Origin of the sequence: Methylobacterium sp. J-067, assembly GCF_022829465.1 — a bacterium.
Taxonomy (GTDB): Bacteria; Pseudomonadota; Alphaproteobacteria; order Rhizobiales; family Beijerinckiaceae; genus Methylobacterium; species Methylobacterium litchii.
Genome location: NZ_JAKSXZ010000110.1, coordinates 57269 through 70202, shown reverse-complemented (window position 1 = coordinate 70202; position 12934 = coordinate 57269). Strand labels below are relative to the sequence as shown.

18 protein-coding genes and 2 tRNA genes are annotated in these 12934 nt (G+C 68.5%); 11 read left to right on the top strand and 9 right to left on the bottom strand.

Annotated features, from left to right (window positions below; genetic code table 11):
• Positions 1-7: 7 nt before the first annotated feature.
• Positions 8-706: an orotate phosphoribosyltransferase gene (locus MKK52_RS15380; protein WP_243955259.1), complete on the bottom strand. Its 699-nt coding sequence runs from the start codon at positions 704-706 to the stop codon at positions 8-10.
• 59 nt (positions 707-765) lie between these two features.
• Positions 766-1224, bottom strand: coding sequence for a type II 3-dehydroquinate dehydratase (gene aroQ, locus MKK52_RS15375; RefSeq protein WP_243955257.1), 459 nt, complete (start codon positions 1222-1224; stop codon positions 766-768).
• 138 nt (positions 1225-1362) lie between these two features.
• Between aroQ and MKK52_RS15370 the strand changes: the two genes are divergently transcribed.
• Complete coding sequence (locus tag MKK52_RS15370) at positions 1363-2208, top strand: 3-keto-5-aminohexanoate cleavage protein (RefSeq protein ID WP_243955255.1); 846 nt, start codon at positions 1363-1365, stop codon at positions 2206-2208.
• Positions 2209-2254: 46 nt separating this feature from the next.
• Positions 2255-2328 (top strand) — tRNA-Gly (locus MKK52_RS15365).
• A gap of 500 nt (positions 2329-2828) precedes the next feature.
• Here MKK52_RS15365 and MKK52_RS15360 read toward each other — a convergent pair.
• The 3 genes from MKK52_RS15360 to MKK52_RS15350 form a co-directional block, all read right to left on the bottom strand.
• Positions 2829-3005, bottom strand: coding sequence for a helix-turn-helix domain-containing protein (locus tag MKK52_RS15360; RefSeq protein WP_243955253.1), 177 nt, complete (start codon positions 3003-3005; stop codon positions 2829-2831).
• Positions 2998-3669: a hypothetical protein gene (locus MKK52_RS15355; protein ID WP_243955251.1), complete on the bottom strand. Its 672-nt coding sequence runs from the start codon at positions 3667-3669 to the stop codon at positions 2998-3000. The genes MKK52_RS15360 and MKK52_RS15355 overlap by 8 nt, the downstream gene beginning before the upstream one ends.
• Positions 3670-3691: 22 nt before the next feature.
• A tRNA-Phe gene (locus MKK52_RS15350) sits at positions 3692-3767 on the bottom strand.
• Positions 3768-4304: 537 nt separating this feature from the next.
• Here MKK52_RS15350 and MKK52_RS15345 point away from each other — a divergent pair.
• The 8 genes from MKK52_RS15345 to MKK52_RS15310 all read left to right on the top strand — a co-directional run bounded on the left by MKK52_RS15345 (position 4305) and on the right by MKK52_RS15310 (position 9499).
• Positions 4305-4874 carry a hypothetical protein gene (locus tag MKK52_RS15345; RefSeq protein WP_243955249.1) on the top strand — a complete coding sequence of 190 codons (570 nt, stop codon included), beginning with the start codon at positions 4305-4307 and terminating at the stop codon, positions 4872-4874.
• A 64-nt stretch (positions 4875-4938) separates the two neighbouring features.
• Entirely contained in the window at positions 4939-5355 is a 417-nt protein-coding gene (locus MKK52_RS15340; protein WP_243955247.1) for a hypothetical protein, read from the top strand.
• A 119-nt stretch (positions 5356-5474) separates the two neighbouring features.
• Positions 5475-5990: a hypothetical protein gene (locus MKK52_RS15335; RefSeq protein WP_243955245.1), complete on the top strand. Its 516-nt coding sequence runs from the start codon at positions 5475-5477 to the stop codon at positions 5988-5990.
• 68 nt (positions 5991-6058) lie between these two features.
• A complete protein-coding gene (locus MKK52_RS15330; RefSeq protein WP_243955244.1) occupies positions 6059-7657 on the top strand; it encodes an AAA family ATPase in 1599 nt (532 codons plus the stop codon).
• 11 nt (positions 7658-7668) lie between these two features.
• Positions 7669-7920, top strand: a complete 252-nt coding sequence (locus tag MKK52_RS15325) for a hypothetical protein (RefSeq protein ID WP_243955242.1) — start codon at positions 7669-7671, stop codon at positions 7918-7920.
• A gap of 341 nt (positions 7921-8261) precedes the next feature.
• Positions 8262-8567, top strand: a complete 306-nt coding sequence (locus MKK52_RS15320) for a hypothetical protein (protein WP_243955239.1) — start codon at positions 8262-8264, stop codon at positions 8565-8567.
• A complete protein-coding gene (locus MKK52_RS15315; protein ID WP_243955237.1) occupies positions 8564-8995 on the top strand; it encodes a DUF6634 family protein in 432 nt (143 codons plus the stop codon). The genes MKK52_RS15320 and MKK52_RS15315 overlap by 4 nt, the downstream gene beginning before the upstream one ends.
• A gap of 135 nt (positions 8996-9130) precedes the next feature.
• Positions 9131-9499: a hypothetical protein gene (locus tag MKK52_RS15310; RefSeq protein ID WP_243955235.1), complete on the top strand. Its 369-nt coding sequence runs from the start codon at positions 9131-9133 to the stop codon at positions 9497-9499.
• Here the strand turns inward: MKK52_RS15310 and MKK52_RS15305 are convergent.
• Complete coding sequence (locus MKK52_RS15305; RefSeq protein WP_243955234.1) at positions 9496-10098, bottom strand: hypothetical protein; 603 nt, start codon at positions 10096-10098, stop codon at positions 9496-9498. The two genes, MKK52_RS15310 and MKK52_RS15305, sit on opposite strands and share 4 nt — an antisense overlap.
• A 50-nt stretch (positions 10099-10148) precedes the next feature.
• Between MKK52_RS15305 and MKK52_RS15300 the strand changes: the two genes are divergently transcribed.
• Positions 10149-10906, top strand: a protein-coding gene (locus MKK52_RS15300) for an IS5 family transposase (protein WP_243955231.1) whose coding sequence is annotated in 2 segments (ribosomal slippage) — positions 10149-10479 and positions 10479-10906 — 759 coding nt in all. Because the reading frame shifts where the segments join, the coding sequence is not laid out codon by codon here.
• A gap of 180 nt (positions 10907-11086) precedes the next feature.
• Here MKK52_RS15300 and MKK52_RS15295 read toward each other — a convergent pair.
• The 3 genes from MKK52_RS15295 to MKK52_RS15285 all read right to left on the bottom strand — a co-directional run bounded on the left by MKK52_RS15295 (position 11087) and on the right by MKK52_RS15285 (position 12881).
• A complete protein-coding gene (locus MKK52_RS15295; protein WP_243955229.1) occupies positions 11087-11416 on the bottom strand; it encodes a hypothetical protein in 330 nt (109 codons plus the stop codon).
• Positions 11417-11504: 88 nt separating this feature from the next.
• Positions 11505-11921 carry a phage antirepressor KilAC domain-containing protein gene (locus tag MKK52_RS27260; RefSeq protein ID WP_409564678.1) on the bottom strand — a complete coding sequence of 139 codons (417 nt, stop codon included), beginning with the start codon at positions 11919-11921 and terminating at the stop codon, positions 11505-11507.
• 357 nt (positions 11922-12278) lie between these two features.
• Positions 12279-12881 (bottom strand): hypothetical protein, encoded by a 603-nt coding sequence (locus tag MKK52_RS15285; protein ID WP_243955226.1) that lies wholly within the window; start codon positions 12879-12881, stop codon positions 12279-12281.
• Positions 12882-12934 lie beyond the last annotated feature (53 nt).

Sequence of the window (12934 nt, the reverse complement as noted above, 5' to 3'; positions counted from 1 at the left end):
GGCGCGCTCAGCCCTGGCCGAAGGCGGAGATGCCGCCATGGGCCGAGGACCACGTGGCCGGCTCGTGCAGGAAGCTCTCGACCTCCTTGAGCGTCGCGGGGTCGAAGGTGCCCATCTCCTTGGCGACTTCGAGCACGTCCCACCACGTGGTGAGCGCGTGCATCTTCAAACCATTTTCCTTCAGCAAATCGTCGCTGTCGGGGAAGATGTCGTAGTAGAACAGCACGAAGCAGTGATCGACCACCGCGCCTGCGTCGCGCAGGGCCGAGCAGAAGTTGATCTTGCTGCGCCCGTCCGTCGCCAGATCCTCGACCAGCAGGGTCTTGGCGCCTTCCACCACTTCGCCCTCGATCCGCGCATTGCGGCCGAAGCCCTTGGCCTTCTTGCGGACGTACTGCATCGGCAGGCCGAGCCGGTCGGCGATCCAGGCGGCGAAGGGGATGCCGGCGGTCTCGCCGCCCGCGATATGCGTCAGCGATTCGTAGCCGATCTCCTGCACGATGGTCGCCACGGCGAAGTCGGTCAGCGCCGAGCGCAAGCGGGGGAAGGAGATGATCTTCCGGCAATCGGTATAAACCGGGCTCGCCCAGCCGGAGGTGAACTTGAAGGGCTCGCCCTTGTAGAAATGGACGGCCTCGATCTCCAGAAACATCTTCGCCGCCTCGCGGGCGATCAGCTTCCGGTCGATCGGCAAGTAGGAAGTCATGTCACGGCTTTCGGGGAGAGCGGATTTAGGGGGTTTCCTCAGGCCATCGGCAGCGTGCGTCAACCCTTCTCCGACCCTGTGCCCGCGCGCAGATGCGCGAGGTGGCGGATCGCCAGGGCGTAGCCGTGGATGCCGAAGCCCGCGAGGACGGCGGTGGCGGCCTTCGAGACGTAGGAATGGTGCCGGAATTCCTCCCGGCGGTGCACGTTCGAGATGTGGCACTCGATCACCGGCACCTCGCAGGCGTTGAGTGCATCGAGGATCGCCACCGAGGTGTGCGTGTAGGCGCCGGCATTGATGACGATGCCGGCGCAGCCGACGCGGAATGCGTGGATCGCCTCGATCAGGACATGCTCGGCATTGCTCTGGCGGCATTCGGCCGTCAGCCCGAACCCGGCGGCGGTGGCCCGGCACAGATCTTCGACGTCGCGGAGCGTCGCGCTGCCGTAGATCTCCGGCTGGCGCTGGCCGAGCAGGTTGAGGTTCGGCCCGTTCAGGACCAGCACCGTGTCGTCCATCCCAATCCCCTTCGCCCCTAAAGGGAGAGGTGCAACGATCCCGGCGGCGACTCAAGCCCGGCGGACGCTCTTCTGTCGTGGCGATGCAGGCGCTATCACCCCCCGGGGGCGGGACCGATCAGGGAGAGGAGACGCGCGATGGCGGCAAACGGGAACGACGCGCCGGTGGTGATCGCGGTGGCGATCACGGGGTCCGTGCCCCGCAAGAAGGACAACCCCGCCGTGCCGACCACCATCGCGGAGCAGATCGAGTCGACGCAGCAGGCCTTCGAGGCCGGCGCGACCCTCGCCCACATCCACGTGCGCAACGGCGACGAGAGTCCGTCCTCCGACCCCGACAAGTTCGCCGCCGTGCAGGAGGGCCTGCGCCGGCATTGCCCCGGCATGATCGTCCAGTTCTCGACGGGCGGGCGCGGACGCGATCCGGCGGCACGGGGCCTCTCGCTGAAGCACCGGCCGGACATGGCCTCCCTCTCGACCGGTTCGGTGAACTTCCCGACCATCGTCTACGAGAATGCCGCGAGCCTCGTCACCGACCTCGCCACGCAGATGAAGGAGAACGGCGTCCGCCCCGAGATCGAGATCTTCGACCTGTCGCACCTGCACGGGGCCAAGCGCCTGATCGAGGCCGGGCTGATGGACGAGCGTCCGCATGTGCAGTTCGTGATGGGCGTGCAGAACGCCATGCCGGCGGACGAGCACCTCCTCGACATCCTGCTGAACGAGTGCCGCCGCACCCTGCCGAAGGCGACCTGGACGGCCGCCGGCATCGGCCGCAACCAGGCGGTGGTGATGGACTGGGCGCTGGCGCGTGGAGCGGATGCGGTGCGCACCGGCCTCGAGGACAACATCCGCATCGCCAAAGACCGGCTGGCGGCGAGCAACGCCGAGTTGGTGAGCCTCGCGGCCGAGGCGGTCGCCCGCCACGGACGGCGCGTCGCGACGCCTGCGGAGGCCCGCGCCGCGCTCGGTCTTACAACCTGAAGCCAGCCTTCTCAGGCGGCGGCCGCCATGCTAGACGGGCCGTCGCGCGGGTGTAGCTCAATGGTAGAGCAGCAGCCTTCCAAGCTGAATACCCGGGTTCGATTCCCGGTACCCGCTCCACTCCCCCTACAGCCATTTCCATGAGCCAGGGCGGCCATTTAGTCGCTGCCCTTGCGTGGCGCCGGCTTGGGCTCGCGGCCCCGCGATACAACATCGATACAACCGATGGCGCCGGAATCGCCGGCGTTGACGAATCCCCCATCCAGGCGATCATCGCCCCCGACTGTCGAGGTCAGGCTGTTCGTCTAAGCATGGGACGCCGATCACGGACGGCGGCCGCTCGTTCGGCGGGAGCCATCGCGATGATGACGGAAATCCGGGGAGGCCAAGGCCCCGGCCGGCGGACCGCATCAGGCGGCAAGCCTCGACAGGTGGCAACGAAGGGCTCTGGGATGACCTCCCCGGGCCCGTTCGCTTTCAGGCGGCCTTCGGGCACCGGCGCCGGGGAGCGTACCGGTGGCGCCGGTAACCGGCCTTCCTGAGGATCTCGGACACTTGCACCTGGCAGACGCCGACCTCGGCCGCGATGCGGGCCTGGGTGTAGCCGTGGGCGAGCAGCGTCAGGATGCGAGCGAGGCGCGCCCCGGTCGGGTCCGGGTCCAGCTTCCCCGCACGCCGGCGTCGCGCAGGATCTTCGAAATCATGGGCTGGGGCAGGCCGAGGCGCTCGGCGATGGCGGCCTGGGTCAGGCGCTCGGCCCGGAGCCGGAGGATGGTCGCCTCAATGGTCTCAGCCATGGGCCAACCAGACCGCCGGGAGATCGACGGCACGTGCCGGCGGCGAGACGGCGGCGGCCGCCACCTGTTTGATGAGGCCGGTGAGCTCGTTCCCGCGAGACTGCCTCTCGTGTTGGTAGGACAGCGCCCGGACGGCGCAGGCGAGGATGGCGCGGCACTCACGGTGCGTGCCGTCCCCGGGGGCGAGGTCCTCGTCCCACGTCTCGACGGTGCCCTCGCCATCGAGGGTCCAATCCCGGCGCAGGCGCTCGCCCGAGGGGCCGTTGTAGTCGGGTCCCAGGAATGCGTGCCCGGTGAGCCCGCAAAGCCCAGATGAGACCCAGAACCCCGGCAGGGCGGCCGCCACGAACGCACGCGCCGCGTCGTGGCTGCCGGTGTACGCCGGCCCCTCAGCGGCCGGCCGCTTCAGCCCGATGACGACGTCGAGGGCAACGTCGAGGTCGCGGTCCGCCCCGTCGGGCTGTTCGAGGAGGACGAGCAGGAGTGCAAGGCGGTGCCGCCGCGCTGCCCGATCCAGGCAGGCTTCCTGGTCCTCGCTCCCGAAGTCCACGACGCAGTCGTCGAGGTAGCGCTGCTGGATGTGCCGGATCCGTTCGAGGGCCGGTGTCTCGCGCTCGCCGCGGCGGCGTGCCGAGGCCTCGCGCAGGATGTCCATGGTCGACACGTCCGGTCCCCCTCGAAACCGTTGGTGCCCCGGAGACGAGTCGAACGTCTCTCTCCATGTTTTCAGCGCGGCGCTGTCACCGAGTCAGCTGCCGGGGCTCACGGTGATCGAAGCAGGAATTCCGGATTCGCCTAGCCCCCCGGAACGAGAAAGGGGCCCCCGTGGCAAGGGACCCCTCTCAGTCCCTGGATAAGGCCCCTGGGATGGGCCCCCGCGCCAGGCACCGCGCGGGCTCCCGGCCGTGCCCGGCGGGGAGGAATGCCGGCATCCTCCGTCGACGGGGGGGATTCGTCCAGAGGGCGGAAGTCAAGGCGCACCAGAGGTTAACGCATGTATTGGTGAACGAATTTCGCGTGTCCCACGTGGGGGACCATATGAGTTACTTAGGCCACGTTTTGCCAGAGTGACTTCTATATAGGTCACGTTCCGGGCCGGATTATTTGATCGCGTTAGCCTCTGGCGACGGACAAGTAACCATGCCGGCAGGTGAGGGCGGCCGGGGGGTGTGTGATCGGGGGTCACGGGAGGCGACCGGAAATCGAACGGCCAGGGGCTTGTGCTACGAACCGTGTCTGCTAAATGCAGACATATCGGGCCGGTTTTCACCGACCCAGGGATAACAAGAGGCACTCCCGATGACCAGCAAGATCACCCTCGACACCTCCATCGCCGCCTGGAAGGCTGCCGCCACCCAGGATGACCGCGACCTCGCCGCCACCGCCATCCGCGAGCACATCGCCCACGAGACGTCCGAGGGCGCCGATTACGATTCCGCCACCGACGAGCTCCTGGCCCGCCTCGCGGCCGAGCACGGCCCTGTCCCGGTGGAGGACCTGCGCGGCTTCTACATCGCCCTCCCGGCGACGCTCACCCCCAACGAGGTCGAGGGGATCTGGGGCATCGGCCGCAGCGAGGAGCTGGCGCTCGCCGACGCCTACAACTGGAACGGCACGGGCGCCCCCGTGGTCGCGGAGATCTCCGAGAGCAAGTGGGCCGTGTCCTACGACTGCCGCCGCCGGGAGATTTTCCTGGACGAGGACGAGGCCCGTGCCCACGCGGCGACCCTGGGCTACCGCGCGTGGCCCTGCACCGAGGCCCTGTATCGCCGCGTGAAGTCGGAGGGTTACGACGCCCACGGCCGGAACTCCTACGGCTACGCCAAGAACGGCAGCCTCTACGTCGTCGTCGAGCGCGACGCGGCCTGATCCCCGGCCCACACCCGCGCCCCGGCAATCCCACCGGGGCGCCCTCCATCCCGGGATCATCGCCATGGGCATATTCGGATACCTCGACCGAATCGCCGCCGAGGCCGAGGCGCGCGACACCCGCACGCCGGAGCAGCGTGCCGCCGACGCCGCCGCCTACGAGGCCAAGGGCCGTGAGGCCGCCATCCGGCTCGCCGCAGAGCGCGTGGAGTTCCTCGCCGCGGCCCCCCGCTACGTCCTGCCCGACGGCACCGCGTGGCGGAGTTCGGACATGATGGGCACGCTTCGCACCGGCCACCAGGGCGGCCAGGGCCGCCGCCTTCACGCCGTCCCAGAGGAGGATTGCGGGGTGTGGTCCGGCGCCAGCCCGGCGCTCTGCGGGGCCAAGCCCGGTCCCCGCTCCGTTGGCTGGGGCGACGTCCGCGTCGAGCCGGTGGACTGCCCCCGCTGCATGGCCCGGCTCAGGAAGGCCGGGCTGTGAGCCGGGTCTCCATCACCGTCGCGGGCCGCGTCTACGCGGTTCGCCTCGCCATGTGGGCGGCCGCGAACGATGGTGACCGCCGCTTCGTTTCGGTCGACCTCCTAGCCCCCTGAGGGATCATGATCATCGAGCTCGTTCCCCTCGACGAGGGGCTGTACGACGGCACCGCGGTCGGCCTCCTCGACGGCCGGCCCCTCGTCTACGTCGGGCGCACGGCGCACGTGGACGGGCGCGAGCTCGCCCATGGCGACATCGCCGAGGCCCTCGTCGAGGCGGTCAACGTCGCCGCCAGCAAGATCCTCGGCCCCGAGTGGAGCAAGCCGCTCGCGGCGGTCACGGGGCTGAACGCCCGCACCTGCAACCGGGACCGCATCCAGCGCTGGGGCCTGCCCCCCTGGGTCCTCGTCCTGCTCGCCCGGGGCGCCGCGAGCGAGCACCCGCGCGCCCTCGGGCACATGCTGATGGCCGTTGCCAGCCTGCGCGGCGGCATCGCCCCGCTCAAGCACGGCTCCCGCGTCGACGCCGTCGTGGGAAAGAAGGCGCGTTCCCTGGTCGAGGACGCCAGCGAGCTCGTCGAGTGGGCGCGAAAACAGCGTCGTCTCCCTGGATCACAGGATCCCGAGACGGAATCTTAAACCCCCGTCCCGTACAGTCCCAACTCCCAGCGTCGGTTCTCACCGGCGCACCGGACATAGGAACTCCGATGACCCTCGACCCCAAGCGGGCCCATGAGGCACGCCTGTCTCTGCGCGTTCACACGCCACCCGCAGTCACGCTTCCCAACTGCCCGCCCGACCTCGACGCCCTGCGCAAGGGCGCCCCGTTCGCCTGGGACAACCCCTACCTCGACGTGAGGTCGTGGGCATTCCAGGTCGAGACACGCGGCCTGCCGGAGGCCCTGGCCGCGCTGATCGAGCCGCTTCGTGGCACCCCCAAGGTCGACGACGTCGTTGCGGCGGCCAAGTGCGCGGAACGGTTCGCGCTCGACGAGGGGCTCTCCACGGACGTCCAGTGGGCGTGCAACTTGATCGCCGCGAGGCTCAGGTTCGTGGCGGCGTTCATGGGGCACTACACGTCGACCTGCCTGGCGCTCCACGCCACGATGGTCGCCGCCGCGGCGGTCCACGACGACGCCGTCCTGATCCTGATGCTCACGACTGTAGCGGTGCTGCGTGAGGTCGGACATCTCCAAGTGGCCGACGCCTTCGACCCTAAGAAGGACGCCGACATCGCGCGCCTGCGCGCGGCGGTCGTCCCGGACATGGAGCGTGACGCCGGCAACATCGAGTTCTGGCGCGAGCTCCGCCTCGCGGACGCCCAGGCCGCCAAGGGTGAGGTCCGCGACGACACGGGTTTCGACCCCCGGGACAGTGACGACCGCGCGAACCGCGTCGTGGCCAACCTGCTCGACGAGCCCGAGGCCTCCGCCGGCGTCATCGTGTTCCCGGCCGGCATCGTCGAGGCCGTCGGGAAGGCGGACAACGCCAGGGAGGTGAAGCGCCTGCTTAGCAAGGGCCTTGGCGCTCCCCTGCCGCTGCGCCCGGTCCCGGCGGACTGGACCGCGTGGGAGGCGGGGCTCGTCGCCGAGGCTCCGTGGCACGCGCCGGCGGTCCGGGCGATCCGCGCCGGCCAGGGCGGCCGCCCCCACTGGGGGCTGTCCGTGACGTGCCTCGTCGGCGCGCCGGGCTCCGGCAAGTCGCGTCTCGTCCGCCAGGCGGCGGAGGTCTCGAACCTCCCGTTCGCCCGGTTCAGCCTGGACTCCACCTCCGATAATTCGATCGGGGGTACGCCCATAAGATGGTCGTCTGGGCACCCCGGCGTCGTCGACGGGCTGCTGGCGCGGTCGGGGACGGCGAACGGGCTGGTCCTGCTGGACGAGCTCGACAAGGCCGCGGGGTCGCGGACCAGCGGGGGGCACCCGTTCGACATCCTGCATGGCCTGTTCGAGGCGGAGACAGCCCGGGCGTGGCGGTCGCCCTACCTTCTGGCCGAGCTCGACCTGTCGCACGTCACGTACGTGTGCACGGCGAACAGCCTCGACGGGATCCCGGCGAGCCTCCTCGACCGCATGACGGTCGTGCGGGTCGACGAGCCGGGGCCGGAGCACCTGGGCCTCCTCGCCCCCGCGCTCGCCCGCCAGGCGTGCCGCGAGCTCGGGCTGGACGAGCGCTGGGGCGACCTCGACGGGGAGGAGCTCTCTGCCCTGGCCGACGCCTGGCGCGGAGGGTCGGTCCGCCGGCTCCAGCGTCTGGTCGCGAGGATCCTGCAGGCGCGCGACGCCGCGCCCGTGGCCCGGCACTAAGGGAAGCGGCGATGACGTACTCTCTCATAGAGCCCGTGCGCCCGGAGCGTCTGCTCTTCATCAACTGGAAGCTCGTGGCCAACCGCGTCGAGCTCCGGCACGTGAACGACGCCGTCGCGGCCTCCGCGATCCTGTTCACCTTCCAGCTCGAACGCGAGCTCCTGGCCGGCGAGATCGACCCCGACCTCGCCATCAGGAAGGCCTCGGTCATCTGCCGGGCGGCCGCATTCAGCCACCCGGATCGCACGGGAGGCCAGCCGTGATCGACGCCTACTGGAACCGCCGGAAGGGCCTTTACTCGACCGAGAGAACGGCCGCGTGATCGGGCATGAGGCGAGCGTGCGCCTCGTCGACGTGACGCTCGTGGTGAAGCCGGGAGCGGTCGCACGCATTTGGCGCACGGGACAGCGCGAAGTGTGCGCCTGGGCCCGAGGGCTCCTCGTTGTGGTTGAGCCCGAGTGGGGCGGCGAGTAGCCCCTTCTATTCGACCCGTTCGAGCACGACACCTTCGTCGACCTGTAGGTCGAGCCGATCGAAGAGTGCCGCGTCCTGCACCTGATGAAGCTCCAGGGTGGAGAACCCTGGATGACGATGGAGTGGTGACATGGCCCTGCGACAGCGCTACCCCGGCCGCCTCCCGGCCGACCTCTACCGCCTGTCCGGCGCCCCGCTGCTGGACCAGTGGCTCCTCGAACCTGACGACCGGTCCGCGGACGGCGCCGTGCTCACGGGGATCATCTCGGGGCACCCACGGTATCCCGACGGCGCCCGGGTCACGACGTCGGCCGTGCAGATGATCGAGGACGAGCCCGCCGGCGAAATCCAGGGCTGGGCCTGGTCGTATGCGACCGGGCTTCTCAAACTGGGACGGTGCATCGATCTACCGTATTCGAGGGGAGTTCCACTATGAGATGTCGCCGTCCGTCGCTCGCCGAGATCGCTGAGCGCAACCGCAGCCGTGTTCGGGACGCCGACCTCCTGGCCTCGGGCTGGACGCCGTCCCCGGAGCAGCTCGCGGACGCCCCGCACATCGACCGGTGGGAGGAGACTACGTACCCCGGCACTGACCTGCCGTCGCTCAAGGGCTACGTCACCGGGCATCCCCGGCTGGGATCCACGTTCGCGTGGACGTCGCCGCTGATCGCGCGAGGGGACGGCTGGGTCCGGACGGAGGGCCGGTTCTACCGCCTCGGGACGCAGTACGTGCCCGAGCCCGTGCCGACGGCACCCGAGGCCGCACCGTACACGCCGCCGACCGACGAGGAGGTCGACGCGCTGCTCGACAGCCTGCCTCGCTACGGCGAGGATGACCTCGACCTCGACCCGTGGGGCATCTGACTCAACGGTGTCGAAACCTTCACGGCGGTGTCCAACGGCATGAATTCGGGGCCGCCAGTGTCAAAGCGATTGAATCCCCGGGGCCGCACGTAGGCCGCTCGCGGGCGCACGCAGCAAGTGTCAACGGAGAGTGTGATGCGTACCGTTCTCACCCTGGCCGCCCTCGCGGTGGCCGGCCCGGCTGCAGCTGGCCCGATGGATCAGCCCCGCTGGCAAGCCAGCACGACCGAGCGCAAGGGCGTCGATGAGCTGACGACCAACCTTTCGCTCCGGCGCACGGGCCCCGGGGAGTGGTCGGTCACGGCGCGCTGCGAGACGCGGGACACCCGCACAGGGAAGTGGCGCGCGCGGACCGGCGAGGGGGTGGCCGTGCGGAGCATGGGCCTGATCCTCATCGATCTGGGGAAGATGGGCCGGATGGTCCTGTTCGAGCGCAGTGAGGAGCTGTTCGGGACTGTGCCCGGCTGCGCGCAGGGCAACGTCGACGTCGGGACGGGGGACTAGCCCCACTTGTATTCAGTTAGCCCACGGCCAACGATGAAAAGGAGGAAATCCTTCCCTAATGGCGTCAGGAACGCCTTCGTATCTTCAATCGGATCGCCCGGCTCTATGGTCACAATGCCACGATTTATCAGGTATTCACCCCAAGCCGGGAATTCTTCATCTTGGAATGTTCCAGGGAATTTGCGGATGGCTGTGTTTTCATAAATCTCCCGTGCCTGTCGAATAGTGAGAGAGCCCAGGGTGTTCAATTGCTTCAGGGCATGGATCTGACTTCCGAATATCAGCCGGCACGTCTGCTCGTGATTGGCCTCCACCTGGGCTGCGACCGCCACGCGGAGGGCCCAGGCGATCTGAACATCGAGCGGGCCGGGAACAGCCTGCTCGATTCGCCGCCGCAAGTCCGCTTCGATGGGTGCGTAGACGGGGCTCGGCGGCGGTAACGCAGGCAGCGGGGCACCCGGCTCCGGGACCGGGACGGGCAGCTTCTCGGGTTCGGGCGGCTGCGCCTTCTTCTGGGCTTCGACCTGCGCAGCCGCCTCACCCGAGAGGTCGATTGACCTGTCCTTGCCTAGAGTGTGAACCGAACCAAGCCATTGCACGGTTTGGCGGTTTGTGATTCCAGGCGACTGTTTGCGGCCTGGAGGTGACGATGGCGGACCTGTTCTGGCTCTCCGACGAGCAGTGGGCGGTGATCGAGCCGTTCATGCCCAGGGACCAGCCCGGCCCCGAGCGGAAGGACGACCGACAGATCATCTCGGGCATCCTGCATGTCCTGACATCAGGCTGCCGCTGGCGCGACTGCCCGGCCGCGTACGGCCCGCGCACCACGGTCTACAACCGCTTCAATCGCTGGTCGCGGCGCGGCTTCTGGAAGGCGATGCTGACCGCGTTGGCCAAGACTGGGTGGGTTGGCGATGCGGCGGCTCTCGACAGCAGCTACGTCCGGGCTCATCGGACTGCCCATAACGGGAAAGGGGGGCGAGGGCGCAGGCCATCGGCCCGTCGTGGGGTGGTCAAACGACCAAGATCCACGCACTCACCGATGTCCTCGGGCGGCCCGGCGTCCTTCTGCTGACGCCGGGCAACGCCAGCGACGTGACGACTGCCCCAGCGGTGCTGGCCGAGGCGCCGGGCCGGATCTGCCGCTTGAGCGCCGACAAGGGCTACGATGCCGATTGGCTGCGCACCAACCTCCGCAACAGCGGGATCACGCCCGTCATCCCGGGCAAACGCGGTCGCAAGCGCCGGATCCGCCATGACCGATGCCGCTATCGGGAGCGCTGGCGCATCGAGGCGATGTTCAACCGCCTCAAAGACTTTCGTCGCATCGCCGCGCGCTACGACAAGCTGGCCCGCAACTACGCCTCAGCCCTCGCTCTGGCCGCCATCGTCGCGTTCTGGTGCTGATCGAGTCCAGACCCTAGGGTCGCCCCTTTCCAGCGGTCGATGGCCCTGGCGAGGGGCTGCCGGAGAATACCTGCTGCGATGACGAAGGCGACGAGCCCGCCCGAGGTGTAGACAGCGGCGACCTGGGCGGCGTCAGAAAGCATTCACCATAAGTAGCGCGCACACTCCCGCCCGGCGATCTCACGCGGCGGTGGAGCGGCCGATGTCCACAAGCTGCGCCAGGCCCTCGCGGATCAGGCACAGCGCCACCCCGGCCGGGTCGGCACGGGCGGCGTCGTAATCCGCTGGCGTCGGCGTGCGGCCGGCGTAGCGGGGGTGCACGTCCCCGGGCAGCCGGTAGACGGCACAGTAGATGCCGCCAGAGGAGTACACGCGGAGCCACGCCCGGGGCTCCACCCCCAGCTCGTCAGTCAGCGCGTACGTAAGGAGGAGCCGGTAGGAGCGGCCGCTTTGCTCCCAAACGCAGTTGGTCTCGACGACGTCGTCGCCGAGCAGGTCGGGGGCATCCACGGGGGGTGTCCGGGATGGCGGGCCGGGGCGGGTGCCGCCTGCCTTAAGGGAAACGATCGGCGTTTAGCTACCGATTGCTTGCACCGTTTCAGATGCCGAGCTCGCCCTGCGTCCGGGCGGCCGCCTCGCGGTCGCGCTTCAGGTCCCGCTTCTTCGGGAGGCCGGCGATGTACGTCATGCCCCGAGGAGTGACGAAGGTCTGCACGAAAGCAATGCCGCCGGGCGCCTCCTCGATCTTGATCTCGAACACCTCCCGGCGCGGCACGAGCCACTCGCCTTGCTTAATCAGCACGCCCTCGTTCTGGAGCCAGTCGCAGAACCCGTTCGGTTCCTCGCCGAACACCCGTGCCGCGTTCTGCAGTGTGTTTCGGAGCGCAATTTTAGGTCTGTCTCGATCTCGATGCAGGCGAGTTAATGGATTTCGTGCTCGGTCGTCGGAGATTTCGCCACGCCTCGCAGCCTGTATCCTCGTTCCGAGTTTCCGCGCGGCCTCGTCATTGATCACGTCGAGGTCGCCACTGGGCTGATCAGTTCTAGCCTGACCGGCATCCCGCTATCCTCGTGGTAGAGGACAGAGAAGTCGCGGTTGACCGCAGGCCGCGCTCGGGACTGGATCTCCTGCAGATCTGGCACCCGGCGCCCGGACGGACCGCATAAGACGGCTTGGGACTGCTCATCACGCATGGCCTCCGGTCGAAGTTCACGGTGCGTCTCGGCGGCACTGCAGCGACCACAGCTCAGCGCCATGTGCCCAAACGCTGACCCCGCATCGTCCTACCCGCGCCATCAGGAGGAGATCATGCGGTACCGGGCGCGAAGGCTCATGCGGTGCCCCGGGGCAAAGTGAGCTTGGCACCGATAGTTATCCTGCGCGGTCCCAACCAGGGTTCTCGCGGACCCATCGCAATGTATCGGCGATGCTGTCGTTCTTCGTTCGCTCCCGCTCATTCAGATGATGGTAGAGCCGGTCATAACGTTCGAAGTAGCGACGAGCGCTCTCGAACACCTCGGGGGACACTTCTCCATACCTGCGCCTGAGGTATCCTCGCAGGTTGCGCCGGCGCTCGGCCCGGTCATCACCGTAGAGCGCCGAAAGGTTTTGGGCCTCGATGTCGGATGGCAAACAGGGGAACTGCGCCATCCTCAAGCCGCCCGCGTACCCGGACTCGACGTGCTTCATGCCCTTAAGCACGGCGACGGCGTAGCCGTCGACGCCCTCGGCGTCGGGCCAGCAGGCGATGATCCCGTCGTGCTGGGCGAAAAAGGCAGCGGCGGCTTGGTGCCGCCCGTCCTCATCAAGAATGGAGTACGCCGGCTCCATCCGGAGGCAGATCTCCACTTGTTCCCTTCTCGAAGGCAGATCCTGCGTGACGATGTGCATGTCCGGCTCCCTGTAGGACCCGCCCAGGATGCGCCCGACCTTCCATTTTTGACCGAAGGCAATCGCTAAAATGCGCCGGATCACGGCCGTATGGCTCCTGCTTGTATCAGGCGTATTGGCTTGATGCTGGCCGCACT